Source organism: Leptospira dzoumogneensis, from assembly GCF_004770895.1.
Taxonomy (GTDB): domain Bacteria; phylum Spirochaetota; class Leptospiria; order Leptospirales; family Leptospiraceae; genus Leptospira_B; species Leptospira_B dzoumogneensis.
The window spans coordinates 338,623-360,015 of sequence record NZ_RQHS01000018.1 but is presented as its reverse complement, the minus strand read 5'-3'; the positions used below and the strand labels follow the sequence as shown (position 1 = coordinate 360,015).

Sequence of the window (21,393 nt, the reverse complement as noted above, 5' to 3'; positions counted from 1 at the left end):
AACAAAAAGAATTCTGATTTGCGCGTCCGTTCACGCAATAAAGAATGCTCGCGTATGCATTTTGCTTGGTCCGATGCTCTGGTTTTATTTTTCTATTTTGGGATCGTTCTGTATTCCGGTTATAAATCCGGGCGTAAAAGTTCGGAATCTACGGAATTCTTCTTAGCGAACAGATCTCTTTCTTGGGTTCCACTTTCACTTTCCATTGTAGCGACGGAAACCTCTGCATTGACCTTTCTTTCCGTTCCAGGAATTGCTTATTCAGGAAACTTTACGTTCTTACAGGTTGTGTTCGGATATATTTTGGGAAGAACTATTGTTGCATTCGTTCTGATCCCGCTCACCTACCATCATAATTTTCTTTCCGTGTACGAATGGGTCGGGACCAGATTCGGAAGAAGGTCCCAAAAAACAATGTCCGGTCTTTTTTCAGTGACTCGAATTTTAGGAGATGGGGTCAGGCTTTATGCGTCCACACTTCCAGTGGCGATGTTACTCGAATTAGGCCTTCCTAAAATTTTACCCTATTCGTTTAGCCAATACTCCATCGGAGTTTGGACCTTAGCAATCGTCACATTGATCACAGTTTTATATACAATGCAAGGCGGATTCAGATCGGTTGTTTGGGTGGATACATTACAATATTTTGTGTATGTATTCGGAGGAGTTTTTGCGCTCGTTCTACTCTACCAATCTAGTCCGGAACCATTCACAGTTATTTCTTCCGCTTGGGAAGGAAACAAACTTAGGTTTTTAGAATGGGAGAATCCTTCTGCGACTTACTTTATGCCTTGGGCAGTTTTAGGCGGTGCCTTACTCAGTTTAGGGACCCATGGCGCGGACCAAATGTTTATCCAAAGATCTCTCGCCGCCAAAAACGTAAAAGATGCCCAAAAAGCGATGATCGGTTCCGGAATTGCGGTATTCTTCCAGATGATACTGTTCTTGGCGATCGGGACTTTCTTATACTATAAGTTTAATGGACAGACAATCGCTCAAGACAAGGTATTTTCAAAATTTTTAATAGAAGAAGTTCCTGCCCCATTTTTAGGACTTCTACTTTCAGGGATATTGGCTTCTACAATGTCTACATTATCCAGTTCAATAAACTCACTCTCTTTGACTGCAAAAGCGGACTTCGGCTGGAATTTAGGAGGACAAAAACTTTCTTCTTTGTTCTTCGGGATCTTACTTTTTTTTAGTTCCCTATTCTTCTTCTCTCTTCCTGAAAATTATACAAAGGGACTCTTGGAATTAGGACTTAAAATTTCTTCCTTCACTGTGGGTTCTATGGTGGCGGTATTCTTAACGGAAGTGATCCCATTCTTAAGAAAAAGAATGATTGTTTCCGATCTGGGATTGGCTTTAGCTTTGGCCGGTTCAATACTGGTGACTGGAATTTCAGGAACGGTGAAAAACTATAATTTCACTGTGCTTGTTCCTCTTGGAATGATCCTATTCTGGACTTTTGCTTTAATTGCAGGATTTATTTTCCCGAACCGGAAACGATAGAATCCATAAAAGCGGTCAGGATTTTACGAAATTCTTCCGCTTTTGTAAAATGGATATAATGATCCCCGCCGGGGATCGTTTCGAATCTTGCATTCGGAAAATATTCTAAACATACTATCTTATCGCTTGTATGGAAATACTCCGAGTCTCCTCCGATGATAAATATTACCTTTCCGGAATATTGTTTATCTGCACCTGAAAATTCAGATTGGAACATATTTTTAGAACGAGAGATCGCATCCACATTCAGTTTCCAGCGATATTGCCCGGATTCAGTTCTATCCAGGTTCATTAGTAAAAAGTTCCGAATAAATGGGTTCGTTACAAATTTAGAAGTAGCGGAATCTATTTCTTGTCTGTTCTTAAAATTAGAGAGATCCGTTCTTAAGACCGCAAGCTCCCCTTCGTATTTGAATTCATAATCTCTGGGAGCAATATCCTGTATGATCAGATCTTCCACTTTTTCAGGATGCCTAAGTGCGAATGTCATTGCAGCAAGGCCGCCCATGGAATGACCAAGTAGAATGACTTTATCCAGTCCATGATCTTCTAAAAATTCTTTTACATCTTCTGCCATTGCGCTCAAAGAATGTTCCGAAGAATGTGGAGAGTCTCCATGGTTCCTAAGATCCAGGCTGTATACCCTGGAATAAGAGCTTAAAAAATCGGAAACACTTACCCAGTTTTTAGAAGAGCCGAATAGACCGTGTAAAATTAAGATAGGAGTGGTAAGAGTTGCAGTTTCTTTAGCAGGATATTCTTTAAAGAAAAGTTTCACTTCTTTAAACATTCCTCTTCTATAACTCTTAGCTTAGAATAGAACTTCTTTCCGTATCTTGCCGGAAGTTCTTGCACCTTATTCCTGAAGTTTTTGAGAGAAGACTCTTTAGGAAGTTTCGTATCACATACTAATGTTTCTCTATCTTTTGAAAAATGAAGGAGTCGTTTTTCTAAATGAGAAGAGAAGATTGGAGCATAATTCCCGTTCGGCTGAAGAAGCAGATATTTTAATCTGCGATTCTCCTCATCTTGTAGAACACAAATCGGGTCTCGGCCGCATCTGATCTCAGGAGTGTATTTTACTGCCAGGTAAGCTGCAAAGTCCCCAGGTTTTGAATTCGGATAAGCTTCCGCTACTTTCCAGAAAGTTTCCGGTCTGACCTTTAGTTTAGAACCTTCGGGTGCATTGCTCAGAGTATCAGTCCAATTTCCTGTTTTGGAATATACTCCTAACTCTGTAGGATTATTTTTCAAAAGATCTTCTAATTTCTGCCTGGATTTGGATCTGTATTCAGGAGATTGTAAAACTTCCGAATATCTTTGCAGGACCACTAATCTACGGATCTTTAGGAACAAGAACTCGTTTCCTTGGAAGATGGGACCTTCTTCTATTTTTGTTAAATAGGTAAAAACGGATTCTAACTCGTTCGGGCCGGAATCTTGATAAAGTAACTTTTCTATCGCCTTTGTGATAACAGGATAACTTCCCTTACCTCCCATTCTAAACAAAGCACGGGAATCCACCCAACCGGTGAGTCCATCCTTGTCTGTGAGTAATTGGAATTTGGAGTCCGCTTCTTTTTGGTTTTCTGCAGAAAGAATTTCTCCAAAGGAAAGTTTACGTAATACTTCCGATTTTTTTTCCGGGAACAGATAGAGTTCCGTTCCCGGATCTAAAACGATGTACTGTTTTTTCTCCTGGCTAGAAAGGGAGAATGTACAGGTCGCGATCAGTATTAGATATACTAACCGGCGTAAATACATTCTTTTAACGGGAGAAATCCTTTACCATTTCGGAGATTCGAGAGACACCTTTTTTGATATCTTCTTCTCCCATCGCATAAGATAGACGAAGTGCATTATCGTCTCCGAATGCGATCCCTGGAACCGCGGCTACTTTATACTTATCCAAAAGATGAGCGCAGAATAATTTACTCTTGCTTGTCTCCGAACTTGCAGCTTGTAGTTTTTTGAAACCGTCGGTTTCATAAACTCCGGTCAGATAAGGAAATACATAGAATGCACCTTGAGGAACATTCACTTCCACGCCTGGGATCTCATTTAAAAGTCCTACGATCAGGTCCCTTCTCTTCTGGAATGCTTTAGCCATTTCGGCTACACAAGCCTGGTCTCCCATCAGTGCAGCTTCTGCGGCAGCTTGGGAGATAGAAGAAGGATTGGATGTAGACTGGCTTTGGATCGTATCCATGTTCTGGATAATATGTAACGGTCCCGCACCGTATCCGATCCTCCAACCAGTCATGGAGTATGCCTTGGACACACCATTGGTTACGAATGTAAGTTCTTTTAGTTCGGGAGAAAGCATCGCCAGATTCGAAAATTGAAATCCGTCAAAAACGATACTCTCATAGATATCGTCGCTTAAAACCATGACCTTATGTTTTAAGATCACTTCTCCGATTGCTTCCAATTCCTTTCTGGAATACGCGGAACCTGTAGGGTTAGATGGAGAGTTCAGGACCACTACCTTTGTTTTAGGTGTGATCACCTTCTCCAATTGAGCAGGAGAAATCCTGAAATTGTCCGCTTTGCTGGTAGGAACGATGACTGCCTTACCTTCTGCCAGACGTACTATATCCGCATAACTTACCCAATAAGGAGCTGGGATCACAACCTCGTCTCCAGGGTTTAAGGTAGCTAAGAAGAAATTATAGATAACCTGCTTTCCGCCTGTTCCTACAATGATCTGGTTTCTGGAATATTCCAGTCCATTATCTCTTTTGAATTTAGTGATGATTGCGTCTCGGAGTTCCACCGTACCGGAAACGGCAGTGTAACGGGTCATTCCCTTATCGATCGCTTTTTTAGCGGCCTCTTTAATATGGGCCGGTGTCTCGAAGTCAGGTTCTCCTGCTCCGAAACTTACGATGTCTTCGCCTTTCTTTTTTAGTTCTGCCGCCTTAGCGCTGATTGCTAGGGTGGGTGAAGGCTCGATTACATCCAGCCTTCTTGCGTTCCATTCCATTTGGACCTCTCTTTTTATTGTGCTCCGACTTTTTCTTCGAGGGATTCTCTGAATTGGTCTAGAGTATATATTTCGTATTCGTAACCTTGTTCTGTAAGGAAAAGTTGTCTGTTCTGACCGAATCTTTCTTCGTTCGTATCTCTTGAGATCAAAGAATAGAAAACCGCAGTATTATCCTCACCTTTTGGTCTTAGGATTCGGCCCAAACGTTGTGCCTCTTCCTGACGAGAACCGAAGGTTCCGGAAACCTGGATTGCGATATTCGCATCCGGTAAGTCGATGGAGAAGTTTGCAACCTTACTGACGACTAGTGACTTGATCCTACCCGATCTGAACGCATCGTACAATTCCTGTCTTTCTCCCAAAGGAGTTTTTCCAGTAATTAAAGGAATTTTGAAAGTTTTGGAGATCTCTTCCAACTGATTGATGTATTGTCCGATCACGAGTAGATGAGACTCTGAGTGTTTTTTCATGATCATTCCGATCGCTTTCAACTTCTCAGGGTTTTCGGAGGCGAGACGGAATTTCTCCCTATCGTCCGCGATAGAATATCTCATACGTAGATCGTCTTCCATAGAAACACGTATCTCTTTACATTTTGCTTCCGCGATCCAGGATTTACTTTCCAGTTCCTTCCAAGGCACATCGTACTTTTTAGGTCCGATGAGACTGAATACGTCTTCTTCCAACCCGTCTTCTCGAACCAGAGTTGCAGTGAGTCCTAGTCTACGTTTTGCCTGTAATTCGGAAGTCATTCTGAATACTGGAGCTGGAAGTAAGTGAACCTCGTCATAAACGATGAGTCCCCAGTTATTCGCACTGAATAGATGGAAGTGGGTGAAATCCCCCCCTTTTTTCTTTCTGTGAGTGAGAATATTATAAGTAGCGATTGTGATCGGTTTGATTTCTTTCACTTCTCCGGAGTATTCCCCTATATCCGATTCAGGAATATCAGTTTTATCTAAAATTTCGTTTTTCCACTGACGGATAGAAAGTGTGTTCGTGACCAGGATCAGAGTTTCCGCTCCCACGATCTGCATCACACCTATACCTACGATCGTTTTACCAGCACCGCAGGGAAGTACCACCACTCCGGATCCACCTTCGTTCCCGCCACCTGCATGGAATACTTCCACGGAGGCTCTTTGGTAGTCTCTCATTCCGAACTTTCTACCGGACTTGGTAGTAGGTCTTAGGTTGAATCCGTATTTGTTTCCTTCGTCGTAACCCGCAAGGTCCTCAACCGGGAAACCGATCTTGATCAGAGCCTGTTTGATATGACCTCTGAATTCTTTTTTGATATAGATCTTTTCGTTCTCGGTCTTTTCTATATAAGGCTGGACCGCTCTATGATTAGAGATCTCTTGTAAAAATCCTTTTTCATTGGAGATGATACAAAGATCTCCATTCTCTTCCTTGACTAGTTTTACTTTTCCGTATCTTCCGATCTGTTCTTTGATCTCATTGACTACGTTTTTCGGAACCGAGTATCTAGAATATTTTTCCAAACATTCTACGATCTCATCCGCGCTCATCTTGATAGATGCGGCATTCCACAAGGAAAGAGGAGAAATTCTATAAGTGTGTAGATATTCGGGACTTTTTTCTAATTCCGCGAATTTGGATACGACTAACTGGCAGGCTTCGAATTCAGGATTGTCCACCTCTAAAAGCATAGTCTTATCACTTTGTACGATTAACGGTTTACTCACGGCGTGGAATCTCCCCCAAAACTTAGACTGAAAATGACCCCCTCCTTGTCAAGAAGAAAGCGATTATAAGGCCGAATCATAACGATCTCACCAAAATCCTGAATTCTCCGAAGGTTTCGGAGTGACCTTTTAGCTCTTTTAGATCCTGTCCCGACAAGAGCGCATTGCCCGGTGAACTACAAGGTTCGACTGCAATTGCGGAACGATCCGGTTTTGTATATATTTGATAATAATTTAATGGAATTTGTCCTTCTTCCGGAGGAGGACTTAAGATTGTGATAGAGTATTTTTTGGTTCCGTTCTCCAAAACAACTCTAGGTTCTTTTCCATAGAATAAATGATCTAGACTCGGGATCTTCTCTCCTTCCAAAACGGAAGAAATCGGATTCGAAATAAAAGGTTGGATCGGAACTAGATCCTCTCCTAATTCCAAATTTTTGTCCAACTGAAGATGAAGTTTCCAATCTCCATCATTTTTTCCTAAATTTATATAAGGATGATAACCGTAGGCGAATCGGATAGAATCGGATCTTAAATTATGAAATCTAGTCTTCACACTTAGTAGAGTCCCGGAAGAAGTCTCTTCGATTGAATATTCTTCTCGGATGGCAACTCCTGAAAGTGGAGAATCCTTCCATTCTTCCGGAAAGTTCACTCTGAACTCGGCGCCCTTTTGGTTATTTTTCAGTTTTAAAAGTTTTCTCTCTAAAGAATGTACTAGGCCGTGGACCGGAAATTGATTGGAATCCCGGATCATTTCCTTAGCATTCCATTCCTTTCCATTTAGAATGAATTCCGTAGAAGCATATCGATTCACCCAAGGGAACATTAGAAAATTACCTGATTCAAATATACTTACGTTTTTATCATAAGGAAGAATGATCGGAAATATTTCCTTTGTAATTGGATGGGTCCAGTCCCAAGAAAACCATTGGGTACCGTCGGTCAAAAAACGAGAGTTCTCCGTCCGAAATTCATACATTGCGGGAAGGAGGTTGGGAAAACTAGCTGAGAGGGAAAGTAAAAAACGGATCTGAGACTTTTTTTTGGGCGCCAAACAAAAAGGAAAGGAATTGAAGCGATACCCGGGCCTCCCAGAATGGGCAGGAGGCTTTATGATGAAATTCCTATTCCACAAATCCATTCTATTTGTATTAGGAATCTTGTTTTTAAGCCAATGTTTGTTTCTTTCTATCCCGAACCAAACTTCTCCTATCCCTAAAGAAAAACTAGTCACCGGTTCTTCTACAGAAGGCCCTGATAAAATATTACTCATCCCTATCGAAGGAGAGATCTCCGGACAAAAATCCTCGGGAGGACTTTTATCCGGAGAAAAGGACAGCATAGTAAGCAGGGTCAAAACCTATTTGTCTATGGCTGCAAGAGATCCTGAGATCAAAGCTGTGATCTTAAAAATAGATTCTCCCGGCGGATCAGTAACAGCCAGCGATCTAATCCATCACGAAATTTTAGAATTCAAAAAGAAGAAGAATGTGCCTGTCCTTTCCCTATTCATGGACACTGCTGCTTCCGGTGCGTATTATCTGAGTATGGCCACCGACCATATCCAAGCTCACCCTACAACGATCACAGGCTCCATTGGAGTTCTTAGATTCGGGATCAATGTGAAAGAAGCTTTGGACAAACTGGGGATCAAGAGCAGCACCATTCGTTCCGGTCCGAACAAGGCTACAGGAAACCCTGTGGAAGAATTCACTCCAGAACAAAAGAAAGTTTTCCAAGATATCATCATGGAGAACTACGAAAGATTTTTAAGTATTATCAAAAAAGGAAGACCTAAGTTAAAAGAATCCGACCTTAGAAAATTAGCGGATGGAAGGATCTACTCCGCAAACCAAGCTTTGGAAGTAGGACTCATCGATTCTATCGGTTATTTTGAAGATGCGGTTATGCAAGTGACCAAACTTCCAGGTTATAAGGCTTCCTCTCCGCTGACTCCAAGGATCGTATTCTATTCTTATAAAGGTCCTCAACCTGAAAACTTCTACCAGATAGATAGTAATACCGGAACCGGTCCTACATTACTGGAATCTTTGCTTCCGTTCCGGATCTCTCCGGACCATAAATTGCATTATCTATTCTCACCCGAATAAGGTTTTATAAAATAATTCTAAAATGCTTTTTAATTCCCTTCCCTATCTAGCTTTATTTTCGCTTACATTCCTGCTGTATTGGAGCCTTCCTCAAAAAGGAAGGAAACCTTTACTTTTAGTTTCTTCTCTTCTTTTCTATTTTTACTCCGGCGCTGCATTTTCGATCCACTTCTTACTCGTGATCGCAGTGAACTTCTATTTTTCTCTGAAACTTTGGGAAAATAAAAGAGAAGGTAAATCCACGTCCAAACTTCTGACCTGGATCATTGTTCTTAATTTTGTTAACCTAGCATTCTTCAAATATTTCTATTTCTTTCTGGATTCACTGGACTTCCTCACCGGTTCCTTACGATTTTCAGAATTCGGAAAAGGGATACATATCCCTCTTCCGCTCGCGATCAGCTTTTATACATTTCAGTTGATCGCATTACAAGTGGATATACACAGAGACCATGTTCCGGAAAGGATCTCTGGATTAGATTATTTTTTATTCATTCTATTCTTCCCTCAATTGATCGCAGGACCGATCATGAGGACAACGGACTTTCTTCCGAAACTGGACAAACCTGCTATCGATTTCAATCGAGTACAATGGGGAGTTTTCCTAATTCTTTCCGGCTTATTTAAGAAGGTTGTGATCGCGGATAATATTTCCGGGATCATCTCCGGGATCTATCAGCATCCGGGAGAATATAATTTTTTCAGTTTATATCTAGTAACGTTCGGATTTGCCTGTCAGGTATATTGTGATTTCAGCGGATACACCGATATGGCAAGAGGTTCCGCATACTTGCTCGGTTATGAGATCCCTGAAAACTTCAGAGGACCTTTCCTTTCTCCAAGTTTCAGAGAGTTCTGGGGACGTTGGCATGTTACTTTATCCACTTGGCTTCGAGACTACCTCTATATTCCATTAGGAGGAAGCAGAGGTGGATTCTGGAGAACGCAAGGCAATTCCATGATCACAATGACCTTAGGCGGTCTATGGCATGGAGCAAACTTCGGATACGTTCTCTGGGGTGCTTATTTAGGACTGATCTTAGGAGTGGAAAGATTCTTCTCGCCTGGCGATCCTAAAAAAGAAGAAGAGCCTAGAGGCTGGAAACGTTTCTGGAAAGTAGCGCTGATCGTACATTTATTTGCGATCTCCGGTATATTCTTTAGAACTGCAGCCGCAGGTAAAAATTCACTCAGTTTAGCTTGGGACTATTTTACGGGTTTCTTAAATATCATAGGCGGAAAGGCATTGGTGCGCTGGGAAGAATTGGCCTTATTCATTCTATTCACCTTCCTCTGGAATGCGGTTCAATATTATCCGAGCATCAGAGAAAAAATACAGATCAGATTCCGTTGGTTATTACCCTCCTTCTCCATCGTTATACTTTTATTAATGGGTATATTCGGGGACGGGGGCGGAGAATTCATTTACTTCCAATTTTAGTCGTCCTCTTTGCGGGCTAACGGAATTTCCGGTTTGCCTTTCTCTGGCCTTAGACGGATTTTGGAAGTAGAATAGGAATTAGAAAATTACATTATTTGCAAGTTTCAAATTCCTTAGATTTCCTATGAAAGTTATACTTACAGTTCTAAGAATATTTGTATTTCTTTCTGTTTTCACCGGATGTTTTCCACCTTCTTGGATCAGGGAACTTCCGGAAAGACCCGAATCATCCGGTGATATATTCTTAAAGGGAATTTATAGCAAAAAACTTCCTCCCTTCTCCCCTTTAACTTCAGTCAACTATAAGGAAAACCAAACGGAAAGATTAGAATTTTCGAATTCTGAAAAATCTTTCCAAAAGTACTACTTGAGGGAGATCGAAGAAAAAGGAGAAATCCGTCGAATCCAAATAGAGGGATCCGGAAAATATGAGTCTCGCGGGAACTGGCTTCTGCTCAATACACAAAAGATCAAAAAAGAAGAATCCGTTTGGAAAGACGGAAAACAAATCTCAGGTCCTGAAATAAATTTCCTGGAAAGTTCTCATAAACTATTGTATCATTACGATCCTTCCAGCGACAACTTGATCCCTATGATCTATGAATCCGGATATAGAGAAAAACCTTTCGGCGTGGTAGAAGGCACAAATACACCTTATGCAGAAGATGAATTATTCCGGATCGCACGCAGGAATTATTCCAAGAAGGAATACCAAGGCCATGCCTATTTTAAGGTAAGATGAGAAGTTCCACTACGATCAAACAGTACATGAAAGATGCCTGGCCGGTTTTGATCGTGCTGAATCTTTCCATTCTAGGAAGTTTGGGAATAGGGCTTAAATTTTATACTCCTCCGGTTAGAGTTCCGATCGTTTTACTTTTAGTATGTTGTTTTACATTATTCATTAATTTTTCCGCATTCGTTCTGTTTTTAACCGAGAAGATCCTGCCTAAAGAACAGGAATTCGGCAAAATAATAAAACGATTCCGCAGAGGGGACAGTAGGATGCAAAACTACGTTCTTCCTCTGGACTATGTGGATGAAAATTACGAGATCCGCGGAAGATGTATGACTTACAACCCGATCGGCGGGGATTTCTATAATTTTCTAAAAGACAAAGATGGGAATTATTGGATAGGGATCGGAGATACTTCCGGTCACGGTTATGTAGCAGGACTATTCAGCCTAATGATCATGAATCAAATGAGCCATCTGGTCCATAAATTCGAAACTCCTCACGAGATCATAGACCAGATGTTGGAACATTTGGAAGAAAGAACGAATACATTTCCTCATATCCACAGAAGTTTATATGCGACTTTCCTTTTGATGAAGGCGGACAATAAAGGAAATTTTCTGCACTCCGGGATACACCCAAGTCTAGTTCTATATAAAAGTAAAGAAGACAAAACTTACATTGTAAGCACTGATGGAAAATTCCTTTCTACTGTGATGAATTCTCCCCTTAAAAAGCCGAAACCTTCTCAAAGTTTTAAGATGGATAGGGACGATATTCTATTCTGTTTTACAGACGGTCTCTTCGAGCAGAAGAATCGGAGTATTGGCGGATACTATGGAGAGAATTTATATAAATTTTTAGAAACCGCTCCTAAGAAGAATATACGTAAATTAATAGATGATCTATTTTCCGACGTCGTGAAACATACAGGCGGAAGAATTCAAGATGATATGAGTCTTTTAGTGGTCAGAAAATTTTAAGAAACCAATTTACTCTTGAATAAAGAGAAATAATCGACGAATCTGTAAGAATGGACCATGAATATTGGGTCGTGAGACTTTCAGGAATCCTAGTCTGGAATGAGAGAGATATTCGTAAAATTTTAAGAGTGGTTTCCGATAGCAGCCTTGTCACAGGACTCACGGAAGAAGAGACACTGGACTTTTTACAATACGGATTCGAAGAAGAGTTAGATTCCTTAAAACAAACCTACGACTGGACCCTATTCAAAAAACAACTGGTTTCCAAACTTTCTAAAAGAGAAACAAAGGCACCGGGGCTTTCCGTTTTACATCCGGATCTATTCGAAGAAGATTGATCCTTCTTCCATTCCCATGATCTACTTCGAGGGAGAGAATTATCATTTTTTATTCTGCAATCCTGACTCGGTAGCAAGAGTACATTCTAAAATTTCTCCCTTTTATGATTTTCCATTAAGCGAAATTGAAGAACTTCCCTATTTGTATTCTCAGCCTGCGCTCATACCAAAGTTTCTTTACGAATTAGAATATGATCGTAAAATCACTCCAAGTTCTCCGATCAAAACACCTCCTTATTTGAAATTTACAGAAGGTCTGCTCTATTCCGAAGATTCTAAGTTTCCAAAGGAGTCTGAGGAAATTTTTGAAGGAGCCCGCTATCCAATTCGTTCGAATCCTTATCGGATTGTAGGAGCTCAAACAGCACGGCCTACAACTCCAACATCGCGATCCCACTCGCCTGTTCTAATTCTCAGAGAAAACCTTCAGACCCAGATCGGTCCTATCCAAACCGGAAAGTTTACCTTATACAGAATGTTCCGAAAAAGAATGTTCTCCACCAAATATCTTTCTCTAAGAGATATTGTGAATCCGGAACTGAATGAAGAAGAAGTGATCCAAAAAATAGAAGAATTATATTTTGATCCTGAAAGTAAAACGTATCTATTTCATTTGGTAAAGATCCTGTATGCAGGAACTCCCGCAGAAGAACAGGGACTAGTTTCCAATCTATTCACTTACGAGATAGAATTCGCAAAATTTTTGAGAGACCGGATCTTCTCCATTGAAATACTTCCTCTCATACATGGGCCGTTCTTAAATTCTATATTAAACAAACTGGATGAAAGGATCTTAAAATTTTCGATCCCAAAACTTTCTCCTCCTGTGCGCAGAATGGTGGAAAAGAATGTTTCTAAAAACAAATGGAAACAGATCTTAGATGGCCCTAGTAAAAAACCGGAACCGGGAGAATCCTTTCCTGAAATCGTGGAAAAAGAAATATTCAGACGATTTTCCAGAAGGATCTATTATGAAGAAGGGAATTTTCCTCTATACAAAGATTCTGTAGAAGACGAAACTTCCAAAACGGAAATCGAATTCGAAGCTGTCCCTGGAGAAAAATTCAATCTAAACAGATCTTCTAACGAGATAGAACTATATACGATCACCAAAGATAAGATACTTTTGCGTATCCTAAAATATATGGAAGTTATTCGAATCGATATTTATCTTTCCAAGAAGGAAAGAGATCAGTATGAGTTTTTTAAAATTTCTGCGGATTCTATTTTAGAGATCCCTAAATACGATCAGGCCAAACTGATCATAGGAGCAGGCATCAACTCGGAAAGAAAACCTTTGGAGTTTAGCCTGCTCTCTTTTTCTTACTAATCAGAATTCGGGTGTAAGAATTCTTTTTACTGAATTTTTCCAGACTCGGATCTCTTTTTCTCTTAAGCTGGAACTTAATTTAGGAGAGAATTCTTTGCTGGTTTTTTGATTTTTTTTCAGGTCATTTACGGAAGAATAAAAACCTCTTTCTAGTCCTGCGAGATACGCCGCTCCCAAAACGGTTGTATCCAGATTAGAAGGCCTTACGATCTTCTTCCCTAAAATATCCGCTTGGTATTGCATAAGCCAATTGTTTGCAGTAGCTCCCCCATCCACTTTTAGGACCTTGAGTTTGGAGCCTGTATCATTCTCCATTGCTTCCACTAGTTCATAAGATTGTAATGCGATCGATTTTAAAGCAGCTCTCGTAATCTGCTCTTGGGTGGTATCTCTTGTTAGGCCTAAGATCGCACCTCTTGCATTCATATCCCAATAAGGAGCGCCCAGTCCGGAGAATGCAGGAACAAAAACCACATCATCATCTTTAGTCACGGAAGAAGCCATCTTCTCGGAAAGTTTGGATTCTTTAAAGAATCTGAGATTATCTCTGAGATATTGGATCACTGCTCCACCGATAAAGATAGAACCTTCTAGACAATAGACCGTTTTTCCTTCCGGTCCGCAGGCAAGAGTCGTGATCAGATTATTTTTAGAAATTTGTAATTTGTTTCCCGTATTGAATAATAAGAAACATCCGGTCCCGTAAGTGTTTTTTGCTTCTCCAGGCTCGGTGCATAATTGTCCGAATAGCGCACCCTGTTGGTCTCCTACTAAAGAAGAGATTGGAATTCCGTCAGGTAATCCTTTTACACCTTCTGTTCTTCCGAATAAACTGCTGGAGTTATGTGTTTCAGGCAGGATCGCCTCAGGTATTTGCAGGATTTTTAATAGTTCCTTATCCCATTCCTTCTTTTCAATATTGAAGATAAGAGTTCTACTCGCGTTTGTATGATCCGTCTTGTGTGCTTTTCCTGCAGTCAAACGATATAGAAGATAAGTGTCAATTGTCCCGAAAAGTACCTTTCCTTTTTCTGCTTTTGCTCTAACACCTTTTACATTGTCCAGGATCCATCGGATCTTTGTTCCGCTGAAATAAGCATCTACGACTAGGCCTGTTTTTCTTCTGAAAATTGGTTCTAGACCTTCTTTCTTTAATCCGGAACAGAAATCGGAGGTCCTACGACATTGCCAAACGATCGCGTTATAAACTGGGGCCCCTGTGTCCTTATCGAATAATACAGTGGTTTCTCTTTGGTTGGTAATCCCTATCGCTACGGCCTTTTCGGGTTTTAACTTTCCGTTTCGGATCGCTTTTAAGATTAGTTTTTCCGTTTTAGCCCAGATCTCTTCCGGATCATGTTCAACCCAACCCGGTTTAGGAAAGTATTGTTTAAATTCGGAATAAGCGCTTGAGATCACTGTCCCGGATTTATTAAAACAAAAAGTACGTATGCCTGTGGTACCGGCATCTATTCCGATGATATATTCACTCATTCGATATCTCCCTGATCGATTGAATTAAAGATTAAATTTGGATTTCCAGACCTTCTCTTGCCATGATGATCTCCAATTGGTTGTCCGGATCAAACATTTCTTTGTATTTAATCGCACGCAGATATACTGCATCCAATTTTTCGTCATCATAAGAAGGATCATGGTGGAACATTACTAATTTTTTAACATTCGCTCTAAGAGCGATGTCTGTCGCCATGGAAGCAGTACTATGCCCCCAATCGATTTTCTGTAAGGACTCTTCGAAAGTATATTGAGTATCGAAAACCAGAACATCCGCACCTCTGAAATAGTTCAGATAATCTTCTATATTTTCCATCTCGTCCAAATTGAACTCAGCATCGGAAGCGAATATAAGCGCCTTACCGTCTTCCTCGAATCGATAGGAAAAACTTCCTCCAGGATGACGGACTGCCTTAGAGATAGAAGTGATTGAATCTGTGACTCTGAATGCCCTGCCTTCCGGAACATGACGGAAAGTTTTCTCCGCTTGGAAACCGTCGAATGGAACAGGGAAATGTGTGAATGTGTGCTGGTATCTTAATCTTTCTTCTAGATTTTCAACGGAACTTACGAATTCGAATTTATTTCCCGGAGTATACAAAGGAACGAAAAATGGAATTCCCTGGATATGATCCCAATGAGTATGTGTGAAGATCCAAACCGCCTTCCCTTTTCCGGAAGCGTAGCCTTCGTGTAAGATGGAGTTTCCCAGTTCTCTGAGACCTGTACCTCCGTCTATGATAACAAGTTTATCTTCTTTGTCTCGGATCTCTATACATGTCGTATTTCCACCGTAGGTGCTCCAGTTGGAAAGTGCCAAGGAGTCTAAAAAATCCTCGATTGCCTCCGGACTTTGCAGGTCGGACGGAGATGCTAAGCTTAGTATCCTAAGAATTTTAGATCGAATCAGGTCGCCCTGAACGGGGGAAGAAATGGAGCCCCGCACTCCCCAGAATTTGATCCGCATACAGTTTTAAATATCGTCCGAAACCTTTAGTTTCGCTACAAAATCGAGCACTTAGTTTTCCCGAATCAGTAGTTTTTGCGAGCGATTTCTTATTTTATTTGAAATAGATTTAGATCAGTTTTTGTTCTAAAAAAGAGTTTACCTCTTCTTTGCCACAAATTAGTCTATTGGATCGGGTTCCCTCCCGGTTTGGAAATTAATTCCGAGATTTCTTTCAGAGATCCGTTGTTTTCTTAACCCGAGGATAGTCAGAGAAATAGAGATCGGAGCCACTCATTGGAAGGTTTTCAAACAGACGTATCCCTAGAACAAGGGTCTTGTGTAGTTAAGATCCAGGGCAATGTAAGCCTAAAAAACGCATTTGCGTTAAAGGAACTCATCATTCGCCAGTTTGACGAAGGTCATAAGGATATCATCTTGGACTTCGAGGGGGACGTATACTTGGACTCTTCCGGGATCGGTGCCATCTTCAATACCCAAAAATACGTCACCGAAAGACACGGACATCTGAAGCTCAGAAATCTTAGCAGAGACGTGATGACCATTTTAAGGATCGCGAATTTAGACAAACATCTGGATATTATCCAATAACGAACCTTCTTCTTAGCCTGTCTAAAATCCATGTTAGATATTCTCAGGATCTATACGGACAGTCCTCTCCGAAATTTTACCTACCTAGTCAGAGAACCGAATTCTAAAAAAACACTTTCTATAGATCCATACGACCCGGACCAGATCTCTCAAGTTTTGAAGAAGAAGTCCTGGAACCTGGATTATATCCTAAACACTCACGAGCATAATGATCATACCTGTGGGAACGACGGTCTTGTTTCCAAATATAAAGCAAAGGTACTGGCCCATCCCGCCGGGATCGGAAAAATTCCGCATGCTTCTCATTCGTTAGAAGAAGGAGAAAAAATTCTCGAAAGTCCTGACGGAAATTCTTATCTAAAAGTCATTTATACTCCGGGACATACATTCGCTCATGTTTGTCTTTTGCAGATAGAGGACGGCTCCCCTTATGCAGTGTTTACAGGAGATACTATCTTTAATTCAGGCGTAGGAAATTGTACAAGAGGTGGAGATCCTAAAACTCTTTACGAAACTGTTCTGAAAGAATTCCAAAATCTTCCCGGAAACGTTAGATTGTATCCGGGACATGATTATCTCAAAAATAATCTAAAATTCAGCCTTTCTATAGATCCAAAAAATGAGGCGGCTACCAAAGCATTAGCAAAAGCGGAAGGTATGAAAGAAGACCAAGAATTTTGGACTACGAACTTCTCCGAAGAAAGGACATTCAATCCATTTTTCCTTATATTTGATCCAAAAGAAAATCTGGTATCCGGCATACGGAACAAGATACAAGATCAATCCTTAGCTTCGGATCCTCAAACTCTGTTTATTGCACTAAGATCTCTAAGGGATAAATGGTAGAAGGAGCCGAATCTTCTTTTTTTATTCCCCCAAAACCAGTACAAACAATATCTAATATTTTATAACAGCTTGTACTAGGAAAAGGACCAGACCTTTGGAGCCAGTGTGGCGGACTATGAGTAAAAGTAAATACTCAGATAAATTTTTGAGATTTATCTGAGGCTCTCTCCAAAAGAATCCTTTTCGTTTAGAAGGTTCTCATTCTCCATTGAATTAACCGCATGAAAAAGTATGATATTCTCGTAATAGGCTCCGGAGGAGGAACTAAGCTAGTCACACCTCCTTCTAAACTTGGTTATAAGGTAGCAATTTTAGAAAAAGATCGTTTAGGAGGGACCTGCTTGAACAGAGGTTGTATTCCTTCTAAGATGCTCATCCATCCCGCGGAAATTTTAGCACAAGCAAAAGATGCCTCTAAATTTCAGTTAGGAATTCCAGGTCCATTCTCCGTAGATTTTAAAACTTTGGTGGAAAGAGTTTCTGCCACGGTGGATGCGGACTCGGATAGCATCATACCCGCTTATGAAAAAAATCCGAATATAGACTTTTATCCTCATGAAGGAAGATTCGTAGAGAATAAGGTAGTAAAAGTAAATGGTGAACTAATCACTGCGGATCGTATCTTTATAGCTGCAGGATGTAGACCTTCTATCCCGAATATTCCAGGTCTTGCAGGAACTCCTTATATGACTAGCAGAGAAGCTCTTAGAAGAACTGAACTTCCTAAAAGGCTTTTAGTCATAGGCGGAGGTTATATTGGTTTGGAACTCGGATTTGCATATTCTGCATTCGGTTCTAAAACTACTTTTATCGTTCGGAACAGAATGCTTTCTCATGAAGACAAGGATATCGTAGACGGTTTCGAAAAAGCATTTTCTAAAAGAGAAGATGTTCGTTTAGGAACGGAAGTGAAGAAGGTAGACTATAAAGACGGTATCTTCCGCTTAGAGTGCAAAAATCCTTCCGAGACTTATATATTAGAAGGAGATGCGCTCCTAGTCGCTACAGGGATCAAACCGAATACCGACTGGCTGGACCTCCAACACACTGATATCCAAACGGATGAAAAAGGTTATATCAAAACAAACGAATACTTTGAAACCACTGCGGACGGTGTGTATGCCTTGGGAGATACTATTGGAAGGTATTTCTTCCGTCATTCTGTAAACTTTGAGGGAGAGTTTTTGTTTAACTCCTTATACGTGGACAAACGTAGAACTCCGGTCGAATATCCGCCGGTTCCCCACTCCGTATTCACCCATCCTCAAGTAGCAGCCGTAGGCAAAACGGAACAACAATTAAAGGAAGAAGGAACGGAATACATCTCTGCAATCAATCCATATTCCAGCAGCGCCACAGGAATGGCTAGACTATCCGAAGACCAATTCGTCAAAATATTAGTAAGTCCAAAAACTAGAAAAGTTCTGGGGGCCCATATTCTGGGGGACGAGGCATCTAACCTAATTCATCTTTTTATACTCCTGATGACCATGGGTGGGACTCTAGATGACTTGCTAAAGATGATTTATGTTCATCCCGCTTTGCCTGAGATCGCGAGAAATGCAGCCAGGAAAGCAAGAGAAATCTTAAGCTCTTCCTGAAGCCAAAAGATTGTCGAAACAGGGCTTGTTCAAAATCATAGAAATGGAGCGATTTTTCGGGAATGAACAAAGCCTTAGAGATAAAAAATTTAGTGAAGACCTATGCCGGAGGGGTGCAGGCCTTAAAAGGAATTGATCTGACTGTGGACGAAGGGGACTTTTTTGCCCTTTTAGGTCCGAACGGTGCGGGGAAGTCCACTACGATCGGTATCTTAAGTTCCTTAGTGAATAAAACTTCCGGAGAAGTGAAAATTTACGGAGCGGACATAGATACGGAACTTACATTAGCAAAATCTTATATTGGTGTAGTTCCCCAGGAATTCAATTTTAATATATTCGAAAGAGTGGAACAAATAGTCGCTAACCAGGGTGGATATTACGGTCTTTCCAGAAAGGTGGCCGTAGAGAGAACTCATAATTATTTAAACCAACTCGGTCTTTACGAAAAAAGAAAGGAAGGTGCAGGCAGACTTTCAGGCGGGATGAAAAGAAGGCTCATGATCGCAAGAGCCCTAGTCCATAATCCTAAAGTTCTCATCCTGGACGAGCCGACTGCCGGAGTAGATATCGAATTCAGACGTTCTCTCTGGGACTTCTTAGTGAAGTTGAACGAATCAGGGATCACTATCATTCTAACTACACATTACTTGGAAGAAGCGGAGAATCTTTGTAAGAAGATAGCGATCATAGACCAAGGAAAGATCGTAGAGAACACTTCCATGAAGGAACTTCTGGTAAAACTAGATACCCAGACTTTTGTTTTGGATCTAAAACAGCCGGTCCCTTCTCCCATTGATCTAAATGGATTTCATTTGAATAAGGTGGATGATCTTACCTTAGAAGTAGATATAGGGAAGAACAATTCATTAAACGAATTATTCCGGCTTTTAGATAAAAGCGGGATCCAAATATCAAGTATGAGAAACAAGTCCAATCGATTGGAGGAATTATTTTTGAAACTAGTGGAGAAAAAACTATGAACTTCCAGGAAAAATTCAACGCATTCTCCACAATCGTTCGAAAAGAAACGGTTCGTATTCTAAGGATTTGGATCCAAACATTGATCCCTCCAGGCATTACAATTTCATTATACTTTTTGATATTCGGAAAACTAGTAGGATCTCAGATCGGGGATGTAGGAGGTCATACTTATATCCAGTTCATCGTCCCTGGGCTTGTGATGATGTCGGTGATATTGAATGCTTACAATAATGTGGTATCCTCTTTTTTCGGAGCAAAATTCGGAAAGAATATAGAAGAGCTGCTTGTTTCCCCTACTCCTGCTTATCTAATCGTTCTTGGATATTCGATCGGCGGAGTGATCCGAGGCGTTTTAGTAGGATTTATAGTAACACTGGTGTCCCTATTCTTCACTGAATTAAAATTATATGATGCAGGAATTGTGATCATCACCGTAGCACTTTCCGCTTTGATGTTCTCTATGGGCGGATTTTTGAATGCACTTTATGCTAAAAAATTCGACGATGTTACCATCATTCCTACATTCATACTGACACCGTTGACCTACTTGGGTGGAGTATTTTATTCTATCAAAATGCTTCCGGATGCATGGCAGATCGTTTCCAGGTTCAATCCTATTCTTTATATGGTGAATGCGTTCCGTTATGGATTTTTAGGGGTAAGCGATATTGATCCGCTGGAGGCGATAGGACTTTTAGTGGTGGGAACAATTTTTCTCTATTCTCTCTCCGTATTTTTACTCAGCCGCGGTTACGGAACAAGGACTTAAAATGCAGGATATATTTATAGAAATGGAAAGACTTTTGAAAAACGGACTTTCTCCTTCGGAATTAAGAATAGAAGACTTTTCGGAACAACATGCAGGACATTCCGGAAATCCTACCCGTAAAAAAAGAGGCACTCATATTCGGATATTTATCACGAGTCCGCAGTTCCGAGGAAAATCACTTTTAGAACAGCATCGTTCCGTTTACCAGATCATGGATCCGTTCCTAAAAGAATGGGGTGTCCATGCCTTGGAATTAAAGACCTCAATTCCTTAGAAAAAAGATTGTCCGGGAAGAGATTCTAAAAAGTGCTGATAGTATTAGAGTCTAAGATATAACAGATGACTGTCCAAGAAATTAGGGAAAAAATCCAAGCGGGACTTCCGGGCTCGGAAGTAGAGATCCAAGATCCGTACAATGATGGGGTACATATCAAAGCGATCGTTAAGTTTTCCGGATTTGCCGGAAAGTCTATCGTAGAACAGCACAGAATGGTGTATGCCACTTTAAAGGACGAACTGAAGGCGGAAGTCCATGCTTTAGGACTGGAAACCACGGTATCATAAGAGCCTGTCCCAGGCTCTTGAAGCCCGAAGTTGGGTGCTAATTGATAATCTTAATTTTAAAACGGACTATAATCAACAGATAGGAATAAATATCATGGATAAAGAATTACAAGGTAAGATCGAAGGATTGATCGCTTCTAAAAAAATATTTCTGTTTATGAAGGGAACTCCTGACGCTCCTATGTGCGGCTTTTCCGCTGGAGTAACCAATGTTCTCAGAAGTTTGGGAGCGGATTATAACTCCTTTAACGTTCTTTCCGACATGTCGGTCAGAGAAGGCATTAAAGAATTCGCGAACTGGCCGACCATCCCTCAGCTATACATTGACGGGGAATTTATAGGTGGTCACGATATAGTCGTGGAAATGGCAAGAAGCGGAGAGCTCCAAAAAAAGATAGGTGTCTAAT

The 21,393-nt window shown here is 40.8% G+C and carries 22 protein-coding genes; 15 read left to right on the top strand and 7 right to left on the bottom strand.

All coding sequences use genetic code 11. The annotated features are described in order from the left end of the window. Window positions 1–54 precede the first annotated feature (54 nt). Window positions 55–1,512, top strand: a complete 1,458-nt coding sequence (locus EHR06_RS12595) for a sodium:solute symporter family transporter (protein WP_135757321.1) — start codon at window positions 55–57, stop codon at window positions 1,510–1,512. On the opposite strand, the gene EHR06_RS12590 is transcribed toward EHR06_RS12595, so the two are convergent. The 5 genes from EHR06_RS12590 to EHR06_RS12570 all read right to left on the bottom strand — a co-directional run bounded on the left by EHR06_RS12590 (window position 1,487) and on the right by EHR06_RS12570 (window position 7,159). Continuing rightward, window positions 1,487–2,302, bottom strand: a complete 816-nt coding sequence (locus EHR06_RS12590) for an alpha/beta fold hydrolase (RefSeq protein ID WP_135757320.1) — start codon at window positions 2,300–2,302, stop codon at window positions 1,487–1,489. The two genes, EHR06_RS12595 and EHR06_RS12590, sit on opposite strands and share 26 nt — an antisense overlap. Further along, the gene (locus EHR06_RS12585; protein WP_135757319.1) at window positions 2,287–3,276 is read right to left on the bottom strand and encodes an SH3 domain-containing protein; all 990 of its coding nucleotides are present in this window, start codon (window positions 3,274–3,276) and stop codon (window positions 2,287–2,289) included. The genes EHR06_RS12590 and EHR06_RS12585 overlap by 16 nt, the downstream gene beginning before the upstream one ends. Window positions 3,277–3,280: 4 nt before the next feature. Next, a complete protein-coding gene (locus tag EHR06_RS12580; RefSeq protein ID WP_135757318.1) occupies window positions 3,281–4,498 on the bottom strand; it encodes a pyridoxal phosphate-dependent aminotransferase in 1,218 nt (405 codons plus the stop codon). 14 nt (window positions 4,499–4,512) lie between these two features. Beyond that, window positions 4,513–6,210: a DNA repair helicase XPB gene (locus EHR06_RS12575; RefSeq protein ID WP_135757317.1), complete on the bottom strand. Its 1,698-nt coding sequence runs from the start codon at window positions 6,208–6,210 to the stop codon at window positions 4,513–4,515. A gap of 76 nt (window positions 6,211–6,286) precedes the next feature. Then, entirely contained in the window at window positions 6,287–7,159 is an 873-nt protein-coding gene (locus tag EHR06_RS12570) for an aldose epimerase family protein (protein ID WP_135757316.1), read from the bottom strand. 166 nt (window positions 7,160–7,325) lie between these two features. On the opposite strand from EHR06_RS12570, the gene sppA reads away from it, so the two are divergent. The 6 genes from sppA to EHR06_RS12540 all read left to right on the top strand — a co-directional run bounded on the left by sppA (window position 7,326) and on the right by EHR06_RS12540 (window position 13,152). Continuing rightward, window positions 7,326–8,324 carry a signal peptide peptidase SppA gene (gene sppA, locus EHR06_RS12565; RefSeq protein ID WP_425269498.1) on the top strand — a complete coding sequence of 333 codons (999 nt, stop codon included), beginning with the start codon at window positions 7,326–7,328 and terminating at the stop codon, window positions 8,322–8,324. Between the two features lie 22 nt (window positions 8,325–8,346). Continuing rightward, a complete protein-coding gene (locus tag EHR06_RS12560; protein ID WP_135757315.1) occupies window positions 8,347–9,765 on the top strand; it encodes an MBOAT family O-acyltransferase in 1,419 nt (472 codons plus the stop codon). 124 nt (window positions 9,766–9,889) lie between these two features. After that, a complete protein-coding gene (locus EHR06_RS12555) occupies window positions 9,890–10,507 on the top strand; it encodes a hypothetical protein (RefSeq protein ID WP_135757314.1) in 618 nt (205 codons plus the stop codon). Beyond that, complete coding sequence (locus EHR06_RS12550; protein WP_135757313.1) at window positions 10,504–11,484, top strand: PP2C family protein-serine/threonine phosphatase; 981 nt, start codon at window positions 10,504–10,506, stop codon at window positions 11,482–11,484. Before EHR06_RS12555 ends, EHR06_RS12550 begins: the two co-directional genes overlap by 4 nt. A gap of 50 nt (window positions 11,485–11,534) precedes the next feature. After that, window positions 11,535–11,822: a hypothetical protein gene (locus tag EHR06_RS12545; RefSeq protein ID WP_135757312.1), complete on the top strand. Its 288-nt coding sequence runs from the start codon at window positions 11,535–11,537 to the stop codon at window positions 11,820–11,822. A gap of 16 nt (window positions 11,823–11,838) precedes the next feature. Then, window positions 11,839–13,152 (top strand): hypothetical protein, encoded by a 1,314-nt coding sequence (locus EHR06_RS12540; protein WP_135757311.1) that lies wholly within the window; start codon window positions 11,839–11,841, stop codon window positions 13,150–13,152. On the opposite strand, the gene glpK is transcribed toward EHR06_RS12540, so the two are convergent. Both glpK and EHR06_RS12530 read right to left on the bottom strand, forming a co-directional pair. Next, the gene (glpK, locus tag EHR06_RS12535) at window positions 13,153–14,646 is read right to left on the bottom strand and encodes a glycerol kinase GlpK (protein WP_135757310.1); all 1,494 of its coding nucleotides are present in this window, start codon (window positions 14,644–14,646) and stop codon (window positions 13,153–13,155) included. 31 nt (window positions 14,647–14,677) lie between these two features. Next, the gene (locus EHR06_RS12530; protein ID WP_135757309.1) at window positions 14,678–15,634 is read right to left on the bottom strand and encodes an MBL fold metallo-hydrolase; all 957 of its coding nucleotides are present in this window, start codon (window positions 15,632–15,634) and stop codon (window positions 14,678–14,680) included. Between the two features lie 276 nt (window positions 15,635–15,910). Here EHR06_RS12530 and EHR06_RS12525 point away from each other — a divergent pair, with 276 nt between their 5' ends. The 8 genes from EHR06_RS12525 (at window position 15,911) to grxD (ending at window position 21,392) form a co-directional block, all read left to right on the top strand. Then, entirely contained in the window at window positions 15,911–16,225 is a 315-nt protein-coding gene (locus EHR06_RS12525; RefSeq protein ID WP_020768055.1) for an STAS domain-containing protein, read from the top strand. Between the two features lie 30 nt (window positions 16,226–16,255). Then, complete coding sequence (locus EHR06_RS12520; protein WP_135757308.1) at window positions 16,256–17,071, top strand: hydroxyacylglutathione hydrolase; 816 nt, start codon at window positions 16,256–16,258, stop codon at window positions 17,069–17,071. 221 nt (window positions 17,072–17,292) lie between these two features. Further along, on the top strand, window positions 17,293–18,672 hold the full coding sequence (locus EHR06_RS12515) for a dihydrolipoyl dehydrogenase (RefSeq protein ID WP_135757307.1): 1,380 nt from the start codon (window positions 17,293–17,295) through the stop codon (window positions 18,670–18,672). A gap of 62 nt (window positions 18,673–18,734) precedes the next feature. Next, window positions 18,735–19,652, top strand: coding sequence for an ABC transporter ATP-binding protein (locus EHR06_RS12510; protein ID WP_135757306.1), 918 nt, complete (start codon window positions 18,735–18,737; stop codon window positions 19,650–19,652). After that, the gene (locus tag EHR06_RS12505) at window positions 19,649–20,422 is read left to right on the top strand and encodes an ABC transporter permease (protein ID WP_135757305.1); all 774 of its coding nucleotides are present in this window, start codon (window positions 19,649–19,651) and stop codon (window positions 20,420–20,422) included. The genes EHR06_RS12510 and EHR06_RS12505 overlap by 4 nt, the downstream gene beginning before the upstream one ends. A gap of 1 nt (window position 20,423) precedes the next feature. Then, window positions 20,424–20,696, top strand: a complete 273-nt coding sequence (locus tag EHR06_RS12500) for a BolA family protein (protein WP_135757304.1) — start codon at window positions 20,424–20,426, stop codon at window positions 20,694–20,696. Between the two features lie 65 nt (window positions 20,697–20,761). Further along, window positions 20,762–20,986: a BolA/IbaG family iron-sulfur metabolism protein gene (locus tag EHR06_RS12495; protein WP_135757303.1), complete on the top strand. Its 225-nt coding sequence runs from the start codon at window positions 20,762–20,764 to the stop codon at window positions 20,984–20,986. 94 nt (window positions 20,987–21,080) lie between these two features. Beyond that, entirely contained in the window at window positions 21,081–21,392 is a 312-nt protein-coding gene (grxD, locus tag EHR06_RS12490; protein ID WP_135757302.1) for a Grx4 family monothiol glutaredoxin, read from the top strand. The last annotated feature ends 1 nt before the right edge of the window (window position 21,393 follow it).

What these genes read in the sequence shown, in the direction of transcription:
- EHR06_RS12580 (WP_135757318.1), bottom strand. Translation starts at nt 4,498, where the DNA reads ATGGAATGGAACGCAAGAAGGCTGGATGTAATCGAGCCTTCACCCACC.
- EHR06_RS12495 (WP_135757303.1), top strand. Translation starts at nt 20,762, where the DNA reads ATGACTGTCCAAGAAATTAGGGAAAAAATCCAAGCGGGACTTCCGGGC.
- EHR06_RS12505 (WP_135757305.1), top strand. Translation starts at nt 19,649, where the DNA reads ATGAACTTCCAGGAAAAATTCAACGCATTCTCCACAATCGTTCGAAAA.
- EHR06_RS12590 (WP_135757320.1), bottom strand. Translation starts at nt 2,302, where the DNA reads ATGTTTAAAGAAGTGAAACTTTTCTTTAAAGAATATCCTGCTAAAGAA.
- sppA (WP_425269498.1), top strand. Translation starts at nt 7,326, where the DNA reads ATGATGAAATTCCTATTCCACAAATCCATTCTATTTGTATTAGGAATC.
- EHR06_RS12585 (WP_135757319.1), bottom strand. Translation starts at nt 3,276, where the DNA reads ATGTATTTACGCCGGTTAGTATATCTAATACTGATCGCGACCTGTACA.
- EHR06_RS12500 (WP_135757304.1), top strand. Translation starts at nt 20,424, where the DNA reads ATGCAGGATATATTTATAGAAATGGAAAGACTTTTGAAAAACGGACTT.
- EHR06_RS12555 (WP_135757314.1), top strand. Translation starts at nt 9,890, where the DNA reads ATGAAAGTTATACTTACAGTTCTAAGAATATTTGTATTTCTTTCTGTT.
- EHR06_RS12530 (WP_135757309.1), bottom strand. Translation starts at nt 15,634, where the DNA reads ATGCGGATCAAATTCTGGGGAGTGCGGGGCTCCATTTCTTCCCCCGTT.
- EHR06_RS12595 (WP_135757321.1), top strand. Translation starts at nt 55, where the DNA reads ATGCATTTTGCTTGGTCCGATGCTCTGGTTTTATTTTTCTATTTTGGG.
- EHR06_RS12550 (WP_135757313.1), top strand. Translation starts at nt 10,504, where the DNA reads ATGAGAAGTTCCACTACGATCAAACAGTACATGAAAGATGCCTGGCCG.
- grxD (WP_135757302.1), top strand. Translation starts at nt 21,081, where the DNA reads ATGGATAAAGAATTACAAGGTAAGATCGAAGGATTGATCGCTTCTAAA.
- EHR06_RS12540 (WP_135757311.1), top strand. Translation starts at nt 11,839, where the DNA reads ATGATCTACTTCGAGGGAGAGAATTATCATTTTTTATTCTGCAATCCT.
- EHR06_RS12545 (WP_135757312.1), top strand. Translation starts at nt 11,535, where the DNA reads ATGGACCATGAATATTGGGTCGTGAGACTTTCAGGAATCCTAGTCTGG.
- EHR06_RS12560 (WP_135757315.1), top strand. Translation starts at nt 8,347, where the DNA reads ATGCTTTTTAATTCCCTTCCCTATCTAGCTTTATTTTCGCTTACATTC.
- glpK (WP_135757310.1), bottom strand. Translation starts at nt 14,646, where the DNA reads ATGAGTGAATATATCATCGGAATAGATGCCGGTACCACAGGCATACGT.
- EHR06_RS12520 (WP_135757308.1), top strand. Translation starts at nt 16,256, where the DNA reads ATGTTAGATATTCTCAGGATCTATACGGACAGTCCTCTCCGAAATTTT.
- EHR06_RS12510 (WP_135757306.1), top strand. Translation starts at nt 18,735, where the DNA reads ATGAACAAAGCCTTAGAGATAAAAAATTTAGTGAAGACCTATGCCGGA.
- EHR06_RS12515 (WP_135757307.1), top strand. Translation starts at nt 17,293, where the DNA reads ATGAAAAAGTATGATATTCTCGTAATAGGCTCCGGAGGAGGAACTAAG.